The organism is Pedobacter sp. GSP4 (assembly GCF_051857575.1).
Taxonomy (GTDB): domain Bacteria; phylum Bacteroidota; class Bacteroidia; order Sphingobacteriales; family Sphingobacteriaceae; genus Pedobacter.
On the sequence record NZ_JBPZIR010000013.1, the window covers coordinates 34,107 to 50,255 of the forward strand.

A 16,149-nucleotide genomic window follows, 5' to 3' on the forward strand; every position below is an offset into this window, starting at 1 on the left:
TTATCAGGCGTTAAATTTGTTAAACTTATTACTCATACATGAACTATTTTAAACAAGCAATTTTAGGGTTAATTATTTTTTCATCGGCCAGTACATACGCACAGAGCAATTACGAAAGAAGCATGCAGGCCATGATGAAGGGAGATTACAAAACGGCTGCCGCACAATTGGAAAAGGCCAATGTTAAAACTCCCGATAATGCAAATGTTCTACAAATGCTTGGTTATTCTTATTTCCAGAACCGGGAATACGAGAAATGTATCGAAACGTATAGCCGTTTGCTTACCGTAAAGCCCAATGAGGTTTCTGCCTATTACTACCGCGGAATTGCAAGGTTGAAAATTGCCAACGATCCGAAAGAATCGTTAAATACCATGCGCGAAAACTTTTATATCGCCTCCCTTAAAGATTTTACCAAAGCAATTGAGATTAATGGCGATGAAGATACCCAGATGTTTCAGAACCGCGGTTTAGCTTATAAGGATTATGCCATTTTTAAATCTTTTAAAGCCAAGAAAAAAGAAGAAAAAGCAGCTTGCGTGGCTTTGTTTAACAACTCTATCGCTGATTTCCAAAAAGTACTTACATTACAGCCGCTAAGAAAAGATATTATTGACTGGGTAACTTACGATAAAGCACAGATTGCTACTTTAAAATAATTTATAGCTATCCATAACAAAAAAAGGAGACCAGATTTATTCGGGTCTCCTTTTTTGTTTTTGATCAGTTTATTTTAACCGGCCTACAATGAAGTAGCTTTTGGGTTTTAATAACCTGATTTTTTGCTCCTTTTTAATTTGATACAGGCTGTCTGGATAATAGGTTAAGGTATCTTGAGATTGGTACAGGATATTCTTATTGTCAATAATCACCTCAATCTTGCCAACTTTAGAGCCGTTTTTTAAGATCGAAAGCTTTTTAACAGGGATTTTTTTATTGTCGGATGAGTAAACATCGGCCCCATTTTCGGTGCTGGTTTTAAAACTGCCTTTCCACGATGTTTTATTAATATCAGCATTTATGAAAATGGCCAGTTCCTTTTGCCAGTCAGTAATTACCGCAGTTTTATTTTCGGCCGTGCCATTTATGCTTACCGTTTTGTTTACCGTTGGTTTAAGCTGTTGTAAACGGTTTATTTCTTTTTTGAAATAGCCCTTTAGGTCAAAATATAGCAAATCGGTATTGGCCTTAGCCGCTTTCTCCTGGTTGCAGGATGAGAAGAGGGCTAAAGCAAATGCCGCGATATAAATTTTTTTAGTCATTATACTAAAACGTTTCCTGTCATTTCTGCCGGAATATCGAGTCCTAAAATCCTTAAAACAGTAGGGGCAATATCACCTAGTTTTCCATCGGCAATGGTTTTGTAATCATTATCAATCAAAATGCAGGGAACCAGGTTGGTTGTGTGCGCAGTATTGGCAGAACCATCTCCGTTAACCATAAATTCTGAATTGCCATGATCGGCCAGGAGAATAAATGAGTAGCCGTTTTCGAGTCCTTTTTTTACAACTGTTTCAGCACATTTATCGGCAGTTTCTACCGCTTTTATTACGGCTTCAAAAACACCTGTATGGCCTACCATATCCGGATTGGCAAAGTTTAAGCAGATAAAATCGGCCCAGCCTGTTTCCATTTCTTTTGTAATCGCATCGGTAATGCCGGCAGCACTCATTTCTGGTTGCAGATCGTAAGTGGCTACTTTTGGCGATGGGATTAAAATGCGTTTTTCGCTTGTAAATTCGGCTTCTCGTCCTCCCGAGAAAAAGAAAGTAACGTGCGGATACTTTTCTGTTTCGGCAATGCGGATCTGATTTTTATGGTTTTCGGCCAATACCTCGCCAAGGGTTTTGGTTAAATCATCTTTCGTGAAAATTACATTTACCTTTTCAAAGCTTTCATCGTAAGTGGTCATGGTTACATAATACAATGGCAGTTTATGCATTTGTTGCTCAGGGAAATCTTTCTGCGTTAATGCGGTAGTAATTTCACGGCCTCTATCGGTACGGAAGTTAAAGCAGATAACCACATCATCGTTTTGGATGGTAGCCACTGGAGCGCCATTATCCTGTGTGAGGACAACTGGTTTTAAAAATTCGTCCGTTACGCCCTCAGCATACGATTTTTTAATCGCGGCTAAAGCATCCTGGGTTTTCTCGCCAACACCATTCACCATTACGTCATATGCTTGTTTAACACGTTCCCAACGGTTATCGCGGTCCATGGCATAATAACGGCCTACCAAGGTTGCCAATTTGGAATTGCTGTTTTGGATATGGTTTTGAAGGTCGGTAATAAAGCCAAGACCAGAGTTCGGGTCCGTATCACGTCCATCTAAAAAAGCATGCACGTAGCTGTTCTGAACCTGCGCTTCGTTTGCGGCATCGCATAAGGCTTTTAAATGTTCGATATGGGCATGAACGCCACCGTTTGAAACCAATCCGATAAAATGTACCGATTTATTGTTTTGCTTGGCATAATCGAATGCGCTAACCAAAACCGGGTTATTGTGCAGTTCTCTATCGGTTATGGCTTTGTTTATTCTACCAAGCTCTTGGTAAACTACGCGGCCAGCGCCTAGGTTCATGTGGCCAACTTCTGAGTTTCCCATCTGTCCGGCGGGTAAACCCACTGCTTCACCAGATGCCTCAAGCTTGCTGTTCGGGTAATGCTGTAACAATGAATCGAAAAAAGGCGTGTTGGCAGCATAGGCAGCATCAGAGTTGTCCTGTTTTCCATAGCCCCAACCATCAAGAATTATAAGCGCGAGTTTTTTATTGTTTACCATGTTTATTGAAAAATTTATTGATCTACCTAAAAACATTTTCGGGTATAACATGTTTTTAGGTTTTGTTTATACGGCAAATATAACTTTATTGGATGTTATACAAATTAAGAAATCCTTTTTTTGATAAGCTAATGGCATAATTTTAGCTGTACGCTTCCGTATAAAATACAGAAATGATCCGGAGCTTATTTTTATTAATCTTTAGTTTATCATCGTTATATCGTCCTACAGCTCTCCAGGCTGATATTATTGATGATTTATCCTCGTATTTTAAAGCCGGTAACGCCAAAGAAATCGCCAAGAATTTTGCTTCAACCATCGAACTGATTACAATTGATGAGGAGGATGTATACTCAAAAGCACAGGGTGAACAGATTTTAAGAGACTTTTTTCTGAAGCACCCACCAACAAAAACAAGTATTTTTCATAAAATTAATACCAATCCCAATTACCGTTTTGGGGTAATTATTTTAAATACCGCTAAAGAAACTTTTAGGGTTTCTATTACCATGAAAAAGTTTAATACCAGTTTTTCAATTACTGAGTTGAGAATCGAACCTGCAAAGGATTAGGTAACTGGTAGAAGAATGCTCTGAGATTTCATGGGATAGTAGCGTTTTATTATAAAATAGCGTTGCTAAATTTCTCCATATGGCAAGTCAAGCCAAAATCAACTGTTCAGAATAGCTTAATATCCGTCAGTAAATTGTCTGCTAACAAATAATTCTTATTTTTGCGGCATAAAAATCTACATTTTGGATACTCAACTGATACATCAATTCATAAAAAATGCCCTAGCCGAAGATGTAGGTGATGGTGATCATACTTCACTTTCTACAATTCCGGCAGGTACACAGGGAAAAGCAAAGCTAATTATCAAAGAAGATGGAATATTGGCTGGAATTGAACTTGCCCTTGCCATTTTTAAAGAAGTAGATAGCGAATTGAAAGTTGAGGTACTGTTACAGGATGGTGATGCCGTAAAAGTAGGAGATATTGCTTTAACGGTTTCCGGAAGTACGCATACCATTCTCATTGCCGAGCGCTTGGTTTTAAATTGTATGCAGCGCATGAGCGGTATTGCAACCAAAACACACCGCATCGTTTCATTGTTAAAAACCACCAAAACCAAAATTCTCGATACCCGGAAAACAACACCTGGGTTGCGTTACCTGGAAAAATGGGCCGTACGGATAGGGGGAGGGGTAAACCACCGTATCGGGCTATACGACATGATTTTGATCAAGGATAACCATGTTGATTATGCCGGAGGGATTGCCAATGCCATTAAAGCCGCTCAGAAATATCTTGAAGTGCAAAATAAACAATTGCAGATTGAGATTGAAGTGCGTAACCTGGAAGAGCTATCGCAGGTTTTAACCATTGGTGGGGTAGACCGGATTATGCTGGATAACTTTAGCTTTGAAAACCTGCGTGCAGCCGTTGCATTAATTGATGGCCGGTTTATTACCGAAGCATCTGGAGGCATTACCGAAGAGAATGTTGCCGAATATGCGGCGTGTGGGGTAGATTTTATTTCGATGGGAGCGCTTACACATTCTGTAAAGAGCCTGGATATGAGTTTAAAAGCATACTAAAGTGATTTGCTATAAAATTAAAAGCTTATTTTTTGTATCATTGTAGGCTATGGTTACGGTTTATTCTCTCAGCGCTTTATTAATTGCTTACCTTTTTGGATCTATACCAACGGCTGTATGGCTTGGTCAGGCCTTTTATGGCGTTGATGTAAGGGAATACGGAAGCGGTAATGCTGGCGCAACCAATACTTTTAGGGTGTTGGGTAAAAAAGCCGGAATTGCAGTCATGATAATCGATATAGCCAAAGGCTATACGGCAACCAATCTGGCATATTTAATCGGGATGTCGGTAACGGGGCCACAAAATTCAGTTGTTTTTGTTAACTATCAGCTAGCATTGGGCGTAACAGCCGTAATGGGTCATTTATTTCCTGTTTTTGCCGGTTTTAGGGGCGGAAAAGGTGTTGCCACACTTTTTGGAATGATTTTGGCAGTTAACTTCGAAGCATCTATGCTTTGTGTTCTGGTTTTTGTGATTGTACTGTTATTAACCAAATATGTTTCGTTAAGCTCCATCTGTGCGGGATTTACTTTTCCGTTAAGTGTAGTGTTTCTGTTTCAGGTTTCCATTAAATCTGAAGTATTGTACGGAATGGTAGTTTGTATACTGATTTTAGTTACACACCAAAAAAATCTCGAAAGATTGCTGAAAGGCAAAGAATCTAAAGTGTATTTGTTTAAAAAGAAAACTATTTAATAAACAATTACAATCTTCGAAACTTATTGCTGAGATGCCTGTTAATAAGGATAATTACAGATAAGGATCAAATCATTAACTATATTTTTATGAAAAAGTTATTTTTAACAGCCAGTGTTGCTGGAATTTTACTGTTCAACTCTTGTTCTACAGTACCTTTAACTGGGCGTAGTCGTTTCGATCTGGTTAGCAACGATCAAGTTTTGCCCATGGCATTCCAAGCTTACAGTACCTTTTTAACTGAAAATAAGGCGACGGTTTTACCGGCATCTAATGCACAGGCATTAAAGGTAAAAACAGTTGGCAGCAGGTTAATTACTGCAGTGAAATCTTACATGAACAGCAATAACTATGGTAACCTGATTGCAGATTACCAGTGGGAAGTGAATGTGGTTCAGAATAACGAAAAAAATGCCTGGTGTATGCCTGGTGGTAAAATTGTAGTGTATACCGGAATTTTACCGGTAACGCAAGATGATGCCGGTTTGGCTACGGTAATGGGACATGAGATTGCTCACGCGATTGCAGGTCACTCGGCCGAACGTATGTCGCAAGAAATGGTGGCTCAGGGGATCGGCGCAGCAGCTGGAGTAGCTTTATCTAAAAATCCTAAAACGCAATCTATTTTTAATACGCTTTATGGTGTTGGTACCCCAGTGGCCATGTTAAAATTTAGCCGTAACCAAGAGTTAGAGGCCGATCGTTTAGGCCTTATTTTTATGGCTATGGCTGGTTATAATCCTCAAAATGCAACAAGTTTCTGGAACAGGATGTCGGCTGCATCTGCAGGTGCGCAAAAACCAGCTGAGTTTTTAAGTACCCACCCAAGTGATGCTACCCGTATTGCCCAGATTCAAAAATATTTGCCTGAAGCACAACAGTATTACAAGAAATAAGGTAAGGTTGAAGTTAGAAAGGTGGAAAGTTTTGCAAAATGCAATACTTTCCACCTTTTGTTTTTTATATCTTTTCGTCACCCTGATCCGATAACTATCGGATTTATTTCAGGGTTTTTGGCATCTTGCTAAGACTTTTGTCTATATTATGATAATGTTTTAATGGCATGATAGATCCTGTAATAAATTCAGGATGACGGATCGCTTGGGAAGTGGACCAATAAAACCAATGACAGATGAACTATTGAACTAACGAACCTGAAAGCACCTTCAAAATTGCACTGGCTTTCAGTAGGCATTCTTCGTATTCTAAACTAGCATCGCTTTGGTAAGTAATGGCCCCGCCCACTTGGAACGACAGGTATTTCGCACTTGCATTGTACAAGATACTGCGGATAACTACATTGAAATCGAAATCACCATCCGGATTAATGCAACCAAACGAGCCAGAATAGATTCCGCGTTTCGTTTCTTCGTATTGCTCTATTAATTTCATGGCTTTAACTTTAGGTGCACCGGTCATGGAACCCATAGGGAAAGCATTTTTAATGGCATCGATAAAATGGACTTCGGGATTGAGCTCGCAGCTAATGGTAGAAATCATCTGGTGTACCTGCGGGAAGCTGTAGATGCCAAATAGTTCATCAACAGTAACCGAGCCCCTCACAGCTGATTTGGTCAAGTCGTGGCGCACCAGATCAACAATCATAACATTCTCTGTCTGCTCTTTGATATCGTTTTTAAGCTGCAGCTTGATGGCTTCATCTTCTATGGGGTCTGAGCTTCTTCTGGCTGTTCCTTTAATGGGCTGCGATGTGAGCTTAGTGCCTCGTTTACATAAAAACCTTTCTGGTGTTGCTGAAAGAATGTATTGATGATGAATTTTAAAGTAACCTGCAAATGGCGTAGGGGATACTTGATTTAGCCACTCGAATGTTTGAACGGGGTTTATCATTGCATTTTCGGCAAAAAACTCCTGACAGAAGTTAACCTCGTAAATATCGCCTCTAATGATATGATCTCTTAAAGCCTGTACTTTGTTGATATACTGATTTTTAGATAATCTTTGCGAAATGTTTATTGTTTTCGGTTGGTTTTCTGCTTGAAGTGGGAAGGATTCAATCTCTGCCAAAATGGATTTGGTCCCAATCAAAACCTCCGCCTTGCCATTTTTATAGGCAATTAGGTGTTTTGGAGCAAAGAAAAATAGATCAGGAAAAGCTAAATGATCTGCATTATTTGAATCTAGTTCTTCAATTTCATTTTTAAGATCGTAACTGAAAAAGCCGAAAACCCATTGTTTATGTGCTGTATAAAAGCTTTTTAACTGTTCGAAGGCATCACCTGTCGTGCATGTTAACTCATGCTCGGTCCCGGCAGCAATGATAAAATCGTAGGCCGAATAAGCATCCTCATAATGATTGGAATCTAAAAAACAGCAAACCTCGAACTGGTTGGCCCAGTGTAAGGCTTTTTGTTTAAAGTGGGATATGTTTTGCTGGGTTTTCAAGTTGCGCAAAGGTAAAAATAGAGATGATAATTGTAAGAAATTAATTTTTTAATCTAATAATAGTCCCCTTTTGTAACTAGGATTGATGAGAAAAGCGATTTTATCGCTTAGAGGTATGGTAGTCACATTGCAAATGTGATTCCCGTACATCTTCGTTGCAAACAAGGTCGAGTGTCTATTTCTAGCGCTATTATATTAAAGTTGACAAGCCCTAAACGAAAAAAGCAACCCAGTTATGGATTGCTTTCTTTTATTAAACGTTATCCTGAACGAAATTCAGTACAACGGATTTTTATATTTTAATGTAATTCTAAAGTTTGTGCTCTATCTGGTCCTACTGAAAGGAATTTAATCGGCACTTCTAGTTCTTTTTCTAAGAATGCGATATAATCAGTCAGTTTAGAAGGTATCTCATCAACTGAAGTGATTTTGGTTACATCGGTAGCCCAACCATCAATTGCTTTTAAAACCGGCTTAGGTTCGATGGAAATGATATCATAAGGCATATAATCAATCGTTTCGCCGTTGTATTCATAGTGGGTACAAGCATAAATGGTATCGAAAGTATCCAAAACGTCAGCTTTCATCATAATCAGTTCGGTTACACCGTTTAACATGATGGCATATTTTAGTGCAGGAAGATCGATCCAGCCACAACGGCGGGCACGGCCTGTAGTTGCGCCAAATTCATGACCAAGGGCACGTAAATTCTCACCAACTTCGTTATCTAACTCTGTAGGGAAAGGACCGCCACCAACACGGGTGCAATACGCTTTAAAAATACCATAAACAGCGCCTACTTTATTTGGTGCAATACCTAAACCAGTACAGGCTCCGGCAGTTGTAGTATTGCTTGAAGTTACGAAAGGATATGATCCGAAATCTACATCCAATAAAGTTCCTTGTGCTCCTTCTGCTAAAACAGCTTTTCCTTCTTTTAAATAACCATTTACAAAATGCTCGCTATCTACATGTGGAATGGTTTTTAAGAATTCGATTGCTTCGAAGAAAGCGGCTTCTTTTTCAGCCAATTCGTATTCAAAACCCTCGTAGTGAGAAAGGATTTCAGTATGTTTTTCTACTAGTTTAGCATAACGCGCTGCAAAATCAGGTAGGGTAGTATCACCAATACGTAAACCATTACGGCCAGTTTTGTCCATATAAGTCGGGCCAATACCTTTCAAAGTAGATCCGATTTTATTTTTACCCATGCGTGCTTCATTAGCAGCATCCAATAATTGGTGGGTTGGTAAAATTAAGTGTGCTTTACGGGCAATTACCAATTTGCCATCGGCAACAGGATCATGACCAGCTTTTTTTAAATTATCTAATTCTCTTTTTAAGATAATAGGGTCTATTACTACACCATTACCAATAAGGTTCATGGTTTTTTCGTTGAAAATTCCTGATGGGATGGTGTTTAAAACGAATTTTTTGCCATCGAACTCTAAAGTATGTCCGGCATTTGGGCCACCCTGAAAACGGGCAATAAGATCATATTTTGGACTTAGTACATCAACGATTTTTCCCTTTCCTTCATCACCCCATTGTAGGCCGAGAAGTACATCTACTTGCGTCATTATTTAATAAATTAAGCTGGTTTTATTTGTATTTTGATTTAATTTGCTTCAATATTTGCTGTTGTAGCTGCACTTTCATTTACTTTTCTGGCCATACTGCAATCAGAGCAGAAACCATAAAGGTTTAACGAATGGTGCTTAACATCAAATTTTAAAAGATCACCAACCATGGTTTGGATCTGGTGTATGCGCGGATCGCAAAACTCTACTACTTTACCGCATTCGATACAGATAACGTGATCGTGCTGACGGTAGCCATAAGATTTTTCGAATTGTGCCATGTTTTTACCAAACTGGTGTTTGGTAACTAAATCGCATGAAACCAATAGCTCCAATGTATTGTAAACCGTAGCACGGCTAACGCGGTACTTTTGGTTTTTCATGTGGATATACAGGGTTTCTACATCAAAGTGGTCGTTTCTTGAATATATTTCTTCCAATATAGCGAAACGCTCTGGTGTTTTACGTAGATTTTTGTTTTCTAAATAAGCCTCAAAAATCTTGCGAACGAGCTCATTTGTTTTTTGTTCAGACATAGTTTTTAAACTCCATTCAAAGGTAGGTAATTAGTTTGATTGTTCGAGGGTTAGATTGTTGAAATGTTGTAATAAGTAGGAGGTTTGGAAGACTTGGGGCTGAAGTTTAATCGGTAAATACCATTTTGCCTTCCGACTCCGCACCTTTGACTTTCGGACTACCTAAGCATCAAACCTCGTCACGCCTGTTACCCCTTTTACTTTTAATAAATTTCTGATCAGGTTTTGTAAATGTTCGGTATCGTTTACAAAAATCATAATCGAACCATCAAATATACCTTCATTCGTATCAACAGTGATCGAACGCATATTTACTTTAAAATCAGTAGAAATAACGCGGGTAATGTTGTTAATTAGACCAACATCATCAATACCTACAATCCGCAGGCCGGTTAAGAAAGTCAGTTCCTGTTGTTTGTTCCATTTGGCCTTTACTACACGGTAACCATAATTGGCCATAAGCTGAGCTGCATTTGGACAATTGGTACGGTGTATTTTAATGCCTTCGCTCACGGTAATAAACCCAAAAACATCGTCGCCCGGAATCGGGTTACAACAGGCAGCGAGCGTATAATCAATGCGCTGCATATCTTCGCCAATCAGCAAAATGTCTGATTCGTTGCCTTTAATTTTATTTTTAATGCCATCAACCGTCAAATTTTCAGGACGTTCAGGCGAGCGGTGTTCTATCTCTTTCTCGCTTGATAAATACTCTTTAATATCTTTCAGCTCAATTTTTCCGAGTGCTACATTTACAAAAAGCTCTTGGGTAGAGGGCAGTTTAAAGAAATAACTCAGCTTTTGCAGGTTATCTGTATTGTAGGTTATTTTTAGCGATTTCAGTTTTCTTTCTAAAATCTCTTTTCCGTTTTCGGCAATTTTCCGTTTTTCTTCTTTTAAAGAAGATTTAATTTTTGATTTGGCCTTCGCCGTAACCACTACATTGAGCCAATCTTCTTTGGGCGTTTGCTTGCTGGAGGTTATAATTTCTACCTGATCGCCATTTTGAAGCTTGTACGAAATGGGTACCAGCTTATGGTTTACCTTAGCGCCGATACAGGTTGCACCAACATCGGTGTGGATTTCGAAGGCAAAATCTAAAGCCGTAGCCCCCAAAGGCAATTGGATAAGGGCCCCTTTTGGCGTGAAAATAAAAATTTCATCAGAAAAAAGGTTCATCTTGAAATCATCCAGGAAATCTAAGGCGTTGGCCTCAGGGTTGTTGAGCATTTCGCGTACTTTCTGGATCCATTGATCTAAACCATTATCGTTGCTCGATTCTTTGTATTTCCAGTGGGCCGCAAAACCTTTTTCTGCAATCTCGTTCATGCGCTGCGTACGGATCTGGACTTCTACCCATTGCCCTCGCGGACCCATTACCGTAGTGTGCAAACTTTCGTAACCATTTCCTTTTGGAGATGAAACCCAATCGCGCAAGCGGTCGGGGTTGGGGCGGTATAAATCTGTTACAATCGAATAGGCCTTCCAACAATCGGCTTTTTCATTTTCAGGTGCCGAATCCAAAATAATCCGGATGGCAAAAAGATCGTACACTTCTTCGAAAGGAATGTTTTTCTTTTTCATCTTGTTCCAGATGGAATGGATTGATTTTGGCCGTCCATAAACATCGGCAACCAGGCCTTGTTCGTGAACAATCTCGTCAATTGGCTCGACGAATTTTTTGATGAAGAGTGCGCGCTCTGCTTTTTTCTCGTTCAGTTTTTTGGCAATAAATTTATACGTATCTGGATCAAGATATTTCATTGAAAGATCTTCCAGTTCTGATTTTATGGCGTATAAACCAAGGCGGTGGGCCAGGGGGGCATATAAATAAATCGTTTCGGAAGCAATTTTAAGCTGCTTGTGGCGGGGCATAAAATCCATTGTACGCATATTGTGCAAACGATCTGCAAGTTTGATCAGGATTACACGTACATCATCGGCCAGGGTAAGCAGCATTTTACGGAAATTCTCGGCCTGCAGCGAACTGTTGGTGTCAAAAACGCCCGATATTTTGGTCAAACCATCGATAATCTTGGCGGTTTTCTTGCCGAATTCGCGTTCAATATCCTCCAAAGTAATGTCGGTGTCTTCTACCACATCGTGCAATAATGCGCAAACAATCGACGTAGTACCCAGACCGATCTCTTCGGCCGCAATCTGCGCTACAGCGATAGGATGATAGATGTAAGGTTCGCCTGATTTACGGCGCATATCTTTATGGCTTTCGAGTGCCATATCAAAAGCTTTCCTGATTTCTTTCTTATCGCCCTTTTGTAAAGTAGATTTGCTAGCCCGTAATAATGCCCTATATCTTTTGAGAATCTCTTGCTTTTCTGCCTCTAAATCAATCACTAACTCTGTTTTCATTTGTATTTTTTGCGTAAAAATTGCGTCTTATTTATGAATAAAACTTATATTAGTTCTGTGGAACAACTAATATATGAAATAACACCTAACTTTGTAAAAGTATAAATTTATGAAAATTAAAGGGCTCTTTTTTCTTTGTATTGTAATGATTTGTAGCTTTTCGCTATGGGCCCAGGATCCCGTAGCCCCTGTTTTTCCGAAAATGGGAAAGAGCGATACGATCAGGGTAGCTTCTACAAATGATAATGGTGTAATGATTCCGTGGATGCAGTTAGAAGATGTGAGCATATATGCCGCCAGGATTTGGAAATCGCCGGCCGAGCAGGCAGCTTATAACCGTTTAAGATACAATGTATTAAAAGTAATGCCTTATGCATTATTTGCCAAGCGCAGGTACGAACAGCTCGAGCAGGATATTGCCCGTACACCGGAGAAAAAAGAACAAAAACAACTGGTTAAACAATGTGATAAAGAAATTAAAGACATGTTTAACCGCGAGATAAAAGAATTGACCATTACGCAAGGCCAAATTTTAACCAAACTGATTGACCGTGAGGTGGGAAGAACAACCTACGATATAATAAAGCAGACCAAAGGCGGTTTTGCTGCATTTTCTTATCAGATTGTTGCCCGTGTAGTAGGCCATAATTTAAAAAGCACTTACGACCCAAGTGAGGATAGGGATATAGAATCGATTATCCGCACTTCGGGATTTTACCAATAACATATAATGCACAAAAGCATTCCGAATATCTATTCGTTCAAGGTTAAAAAGATTAATGGCGAAGAACAGCCCTTATCGGCCTACCGGAACAAGGTTGTTTTAATTGTAAATACCGCTTCTGAATGTGGATTTACGCCGCAATTAAAAGAACTGCAACAGTTAAAGGACGAGATCAATAATCCCGATTTTGAAATTTTAGGTTTTCCAACCAACGATTTTGGAAAACAGGAGCCTTTAAACGGGGCAGAAATCAGTTCTTTTTGCGAAATTAACCATGGAGTTAAATTCCCTGTTTTTGATAAGATTATGGTCCGCGGACCGCAGGCGCACCCACTATACCAGTTCTTGAGTGATAAAAAGCAAAACTTAAAGCTAAGTTCAACACCACGTTGGAACTTCCATAAATACATTTTGAACAAAAATGGTGAGCTGGAGGATTATTTTATGCCCTTTACCAAGCCTTTAAGTTCGAAGATTAAAAAGAAAATTCAGCACCTGCTGAATCAAAATGCCCAATAGCATATACATAAATGCAAAAGCATTGCAATAATTATTTAAGCCAGGTGGAACATGCATTACTTTATTGATCAGATGTGCCATCTGACCATTGAAAATATAAAACACAGATGAAATTAGATATTTTAGTTATAGCCGTACATCCTGATGATGCAGAACTTTGCTGCTCGGGAACCATTTTAAAACATATTGCCCTTGGTAGAAAAGTTGGTATTGTTGATTTGACAAGAGGTGAATTGGGTACGCGCGGCACAGCCGAAACCAGAGATGAAGAAGCCGCAGAATCGGCTAAGGTTTTAGGCCTGCACGCCCGTGAAAATTTAAGGTTGCGTGACGGATTTTTTCAGAATGATGAGTTTCACCGTTTGGAAGTAATTAAAGCCATAAGAAAATACCAACCAGAAATTATTTTGAGCAATGCACTGGAAGACCGTCATCCCGATCATGGTAGGGCGGGAGATCTGGTATACGATGCTGTTTTTTTATCTGGTTTACCGAAAATAGAAACTTTAGTTGATGGGATTAAACAAGAAGCGCATAGGCCAAGGCTGTTACTTCAGTACATTCAAGATAGGTATTTGAAACCAGACATTATTGTTGATATTACGGAGCATATGGATAAAAAAATCGAATCCATTAAAGCTTTTAAAACCCAGTTCTACAATCCCGATGTGGATGGATTACAAACTTATATTTCATCGCCAGAGTTTTTCGAAAGCGTAATTGGCCGTGCCAGGGAGTTTGGAAAAAGCATTGGTGCAACTTTTGGCGAAGGTTTTACTTCGAGGAAGTTGCTGGGTGTTGATAATTTGTTTGATTTGAGGTAGAAAAGTTACTCCTTTAGTTTTGACATTTTTATACGATCGTCCTGAATTTATTTCAGGGTCCTTTGGTAAGAAAGATGCTGAAATAAATTCAGCATGACGGTTGCATTACTTAAAGTGAGCCAACAAAAACGCCCCTATATTTGTTATGCTCAAAACAAATAATAATGGCGAATATATTCTCTTCTCTCAAAAACGCTTACAATCTTTTTAAGCATGTAGATTTCGGTAAGCTTGATGCTTTATCGAAAAAAGTAGATTTACCCAAAATGGTCGAAACCATATCTAACCTGGATGATAAACAGATCCAGGGGATGATGAAAATGATGGGGGGATCGGGTAAAAAGAAAGAATTACCACCAATTGAAGGCGATTTTTACCATTTGGGCGATGAAGCCTTGAAAGATGAAGACCGCGAACTCCAGCTAAAAGTACGCGCTTTTTTAGAAAAGGAAGTAAAACCAATTGTAAACCATTATTGGAACAAAGCCGAATTCCCTTTCGAAATTATACCAAAACTTGCTGAACTTAATATTTGTGGCTTAACCTACAAGGGCTACGGCTGTCCCGGGAAATCAAATTTAATGGAAGGGATCTTAGCCATGGAAATGGCCCGCATTGATACTTCAATTTCTACGTTTTTTGGTGTGCAGAGTGGTTTGGCCATGGGCTCTATCTATTTATGTGGCTCAGAGGAGCAAAAACAGCAATGGTTGCCTTTAATGCAACAATTTAAAATTATAGGTGCTTTTGGTTTAACGGAACCTGAAGTAGGATCGGCAGCAGCAGGAGGATTGACCACCACGTGTAAAAAAGTAGCAGGTAAATGGGTGTTGAATGGTCAGAAGAAGTGGATTGGCAACGCAACTTTTGCCGATATTCTGATCATCTGGGCCCGCGACGAGGAAAGCGGTGAGGTTAAGGGTTTTATTGTGAAAAAGGATAACCCTGGCTTTGCAGTAGAGAAAATGCAGGATAAAATGGCGCTGCGGATTGTGCAAAATGGCATTATTACCTTAACCAATTGTGAGGTAGAAGAGGCGGACCGGCTTCAAAATGCCAACTCGTTTAAAGATACGGCCAAAGTTTTACAGATGACAAGGGCGGGGGTGGCTTGGCAGGCCGTTGGTTGTGCCAGGGGTGCTTACGAAAATGCTTTGGAGTATACGCGAAACAGAAAACAGTTTGGAAAACCAATTGCTTCCTTTCAATTGATCCAAAACCATTTGGTAGAAATGTTGTCGAATTTAACTGCAATGCAGACACTTTGTTTTCGGTTATCGCAACTGCAGGATCAAGGTTTGTTAAAGGATGAGCACGCTTCGTTAGCCAAGGTTTTCTGTTCGCTTAGAACCCGTGATGTGGTAAGCAAAGCCAGAGAAGTAATGGGTGGAAACGGAATTTTATTGGAATATAATGTAGCGCGTTTTGTGGCCGATGCGGAAGCGATTTATTCGTATGAGGGTACGAAAGAAATTAATACACTGATTGTTGGTAGGGCGATAACCGGTTTTTCTGCTTTTGTTTAGGCCAGATCACAAAGTTTAAGTGGTTGGATGATAGATAAATGTCTAATTCCATGGTCTGTGTCCTTACAGACCATTTTGGTAGGATAATCTTTTCTGTTCAATAACCATAGAACGCTTGCAGTGCATTACGAAAGATTGTTTCCGTTCTGTGGGGACAAAGACCGGGGATTATGAATAAAGGTCATCAATCCATGGTCTGTGTCCTCACAGACCATTTTGGTAGGATAATCTTTTCTGTTCAATAACCATAGAACGCTTACAATGCATTACGAAAGATTGTTTCCGTTCTGTGGGGACACAGACCGGGGATTATGAATAAAGGTCATCAATCCATGGTCTGTATCCTAACAGACCATTTTGGTAGGATAATCTTTTCTGTTCAATAACCATAGAACGCTTACAATGCATTACGAAAGATTGTTTCCGTTCTGTGGGGACACAGACCGGGGATTATGAATAAAGGTCATCAATCCATGGTCTGTGTCCTCACAGACCATTTTGGTAGGATAATCTTTTCTGTTCAATAACCATAGAACGCTTGCAGTGCATTACGAAAGATTGTTTCCGTTCTGTGGGGACACAGA

General features: G+C 39.5%; 15 protein-coding genes. 9 read left to right on the plus strand and 6 right to left on the minus strand.

What is annotated here, in order from left to right; all coding sequences use genetic code 11:
- Positions 1 to 38 precede the first annotated feature (38 nt).
- Positions 39 to 659: a tetratricopeptide repeat protein gene (locus ACS5PU_RS23375; protein WP_439461573.1), complete on the plus strand. Its 621-nt coding sequence runs from the start codon at positions 39 to 41 to the stop codon at positions 657 to 659.
- Positions 660 to 728: 69 nt separating this feature from the next.
- On the opposite strand, the gene ACS5PU_RS23380 is transcribed toward ACS5PU_RS23375, so the two are convergent.
- Together ACS5PU_RS23380 and gpmI are read right to left on the minus strand one after the other, a co-directional pair.
- A complete protein-coding gene (locus tag ACS5PU_RS23380) occupies positions 729 to 1,262 on the minus strand; it encodes a hypothetical protein (RefSeq protein WP_439461574.1) in 534 nt (177 codons plus the stop codon).
- Entirely contained in the window at positions 1,262 to 2,785 is a 1,524-nt protein-coding gene (gene gpmI, locus ACS5PU_RS23385) for a 2,3-bisphosphoglycerate-independent phosphoglycerate mutase (RefSeq protein ID WP_439461575.1), read from the minus strand. The genes ACS5PU_RS23380 and gpmI overlap by 1 nt, the downstream gene beginning before the upstream one ends.
- Before the next feature lie 173 nt (positions 2,786 to 2,958).
- Here gpmI and ACS5PU_RS23390 point away from each other — a divergent pair, with 173 nt between their 5' ends.
- The 4 genes from ACS5PU_RS23390 (at position 2,959) to ACS5PU_RS23405 (ending at position 5,976) form a co-directional block, all read left to right on the plus strand.
- The gene (locus ACS5PU_RS23390) at positions 2,959 to 3,357 is read left to right on the plus strand and encodes a DUF4783 domain-containing protein (RefSeq protein WP_439461576.1); all 399 of its coding nucleotides are present in this window, start codon (positions 2,959 to 2,961) and stop codon (positions 3,355 to 3,357) included.
- Positions 3,358 to 3,540: 183 nt separating this feature from the next.
- Positions 3,541 to 4,383, plus strand: coding sequence for a carboxylating nicotinate-nucleotide diphosphorylase (nadC, locus tag ACS5PU_RS23395; protein ID WP_439461577.1), 843 nt, complete (start codon positions 3,541 to 3,543; stop codon positions 4,381 to 4,383).
- Positions 4,384 to 4,432: 49 nt separating this feature from the next.
- Positions 4,433 to 5,080 (plus strand): glycerol-3-phosphate 1-O-acyltransferase PlsY, encoded by a 648-nt coding sequence (gene plsY / locus ACS5PU_RS23400; protein WP_439461578.1) that lies wholly within the window; start codon positions 4,433 to 4,435, stop codon positions 5,078 to 5,080.
- Positions 5,081 to 5,169: 89 nt separating this feature from the next.
- On the plus strand, positions 5,170 to 5,976 hold the full coding sequence (locus ACS5PU_RS23405; protein WP_439461579.1) for a M48 family metallopeptidase: 807 nt from the start codon (positions 5,170 to 5,172) through the stop codon (positions 5,974 to 5,976).
- Positions 5,977 to 6,217: 241 nt separating this feature from the next.
- Here ACS5PU_RS23405 and ACS5PU_RS23410 read toward each other — a convergent pair whose 3' ends face one another.
- From ACS5PU_RS23410 to ACS5PU_RS23425, 4 genes are all read right to left on the minus strand, one after another.
- Positions 6,218 to 7,486, minus strand: coding sequence for an anthranilate synthase component I family protein (locus tag ACS5PU_RS23410; RefSeq protein ID WP_439461580.1), 1,269 nt, complete (start codon positions 7,484 to 7,486; stop codon positions 6,218 to 6,220).
- A gap of 299 nt (positions 7,487 to 7,785) precedes the next feature.
- On the minus strand, positions 7,786 to 9,066 hold the full coding sequence (locus ACS5PU_RS23415) for an adenylosuccinate synthase (RefSeq protein WP_439461581.1): 1,281 nt from the start codon (positions 9,064 to 9,066) through the stop codon (positions 7,786 to 7,788).
- A 38-nt stretch (positions 9,067 to 9,104) separates the two neighbouring features.
- Positions 9,105 to 9,602, minus strand: coding sequence for a Fur family transcriptional regulator (locus ACS5PU_RS23420; protein WP_439461582.1), 498 nt, complete (start codon positions 9,600 to 9,602; stop codon positions 9,105 to 9,107).
- A 162-nt stretch (positions 9,603 to 9,764) separates the two neighbouring features.
- On the minus strand, positions 9,765 to 11,972 hold the full coding sequence (locus tag ACS5PU_RS23425) for a RelA/SpoT family protein (protein ID WP_439461583.1): 2,208 nt from the start codon (positions 11,970 to 11,972) through the stop codon (positions 9,765 to 9,767).
- Between the two features lie 109 nt (positions 11,973 to 12,081).
- Between ACS5PU_RS23425 and ACS5PU_RS23430 the strand changes: the two genes are divergently transcribed.
- The 4 genes from ACS5PU_RS23430 (at position 12,082) to ACS5PU_RS23445 (ending at position 15,565) form a co-directional block, all read left to right on the plus strand.
- On the plus strand, positions 12,082 to 12,696 hold the full coding sequence (locus ACS5PU_RS23430) for a DUF4294 domain-containing protein (RefSeq protein WP_439461584.1): 615 nt from the start codon (positions 12,082 to 12,084) through the stop codon (positions 12,694 to 12,696).
- 6 nt (positions 12,697 to 12,702) lie between these two features.
- Positions 12,703 to 13,215, plus strand: a complete 513-nt coding sequence (locus tag ACS5PU_RS23435; RefSeq protein WP_439461585.1) for a glutathione peroxidase — start codon at positions 12,703 to 12,705, stop codon at positions 13,213 to 13,215.
- Positions 13,216 to 13,322: 107 nt separating this feature from the next.
- On the plus strand, positions 13,323 to 14,039 hold the full coding sequence (bshB1, locus tag ACS5PU_RS23440) for a bacillithiol biosynthesis deacetylase BshB1 (RefSeq protein WP_439461586.1): 717 nt from the start codon (positions 13,323 to 13,325) through the stop codon (positions 14,037 to 14,039).
- A gap of 164 nt (positions 14,040 to 14,203) precedes the next feature.
- A complete protein-coding gene (locus ACS5PU_RS23445) occupies positions 14,204 to 15,565 on the plus strand; it encodes an acyl-CoA dehydrogenase family protein (RefSeq protein ID WP_439461587.1) in 1,362 nt (453 codons plus the stop codon).
- The last annotated feature ends 584 nt before the right edge of the window (positions 15,566 to 16,149 follow it).

What these genes read in the sequence shown, in the direction of transcription:
- ACS5PU_RS23375 (WP_439461573.1), top strand. Translation starts at nt 39, where the DNA reads ATGAACTATTTTAAACAAGCAATTTTAGGGTTAATTATTTTTTCATCG.
- ACS5PU_RS23380 (WP_439461574.1), bottom strand. Translation starts at nt 1,262, where the DNA reads ATGACTAAAAAAATTTATATCGCGGCATTTGCTTTAGCCCTCTTCTCA.
- gpmI (WP_439461575.1), bottom strand. Translation starts at nt 2,785, where the DNA reads ATGGTAAACAATAAAAAACTCGCGCTTATAATTCTTGATGGTTGGGGC.
- ACS5PU_RS23390 (WP_439461576.1), top strand. Translation starts at nt 2,959, where the DNA reads ATGATCCGGAGCTTATTTTTATTAATCTTTAGTTTATCATCGTTATAT.
- plsY (WP_439461578.1), top strand. Translation starts at nt 4,433, where the DNA reads ATGGTTACGGTTTATTCTCTCAGCGCTTTATTAATTGCTTACCTTTTT.
- ACS5PU_RS23405 (WP_439461579.1), top strand. Translation starts at nt 5,170, where the DNA reads ATGAAAAAGTTATTTTTAACAGCCAGTGTTGCTGGAATTTTACTGTTC.
- ACS5PU_RS23415 (WP_439461581.1), bottom strand. Translation starts at nt 9,066, where the DNA reads ATGACGCAAGTAGATGTACTTCTCGGCCTACAATGGGGTGATGAAGGA.
- ACS5PU_RS23420 (WP_439461582.1), bottom strand. Translation starts at nt 9,602, where the DNA reads ATGTCTGAACAAAAAACAAATGAGCTCGTTCGCAAGATTTTTGAGGCT.
- ACS5PU_RS23425 (WP_439461583.1), bottom strand. Translation starts at nt 11,972, where the DNA reads ATGAAAACAGAGTTAGTGATTGATTTAGAGGCAGAAAAGCAAGAGATT.
- ACS5PU_RS23430 (WP_439461584.1), top strand. Translation starts at nt 12,082, where the DNA reads ATGAAAATTAAAGGGCTCTTTTTTCTTTGTATTGTAATGATTTGTAGC.
- ACS5PU_RS23435 (WP_439461585.1), top strand. Translation starts at nt 12,703, where the DNA reads ATGCACAAAAGCATTCCGAATATCTATTCGTTCAAGGTTAAAAAGATT.
- bshB1 (WP_439461586.1), top strand. Translation starts at nt 13,323, where the DNA reads ATGAAATTAGATATTTTAGTTATAGCCGTACATCCTGATGATGCAGAA.
- ACS5PU_RS23445 (WP_439461587.1), top strand. Translation starts at nt 14,204, where the DNA reads ATGGCGAATATATTCTCTTCTCTCAAAAACGCTTACAATCTTTTTAAG.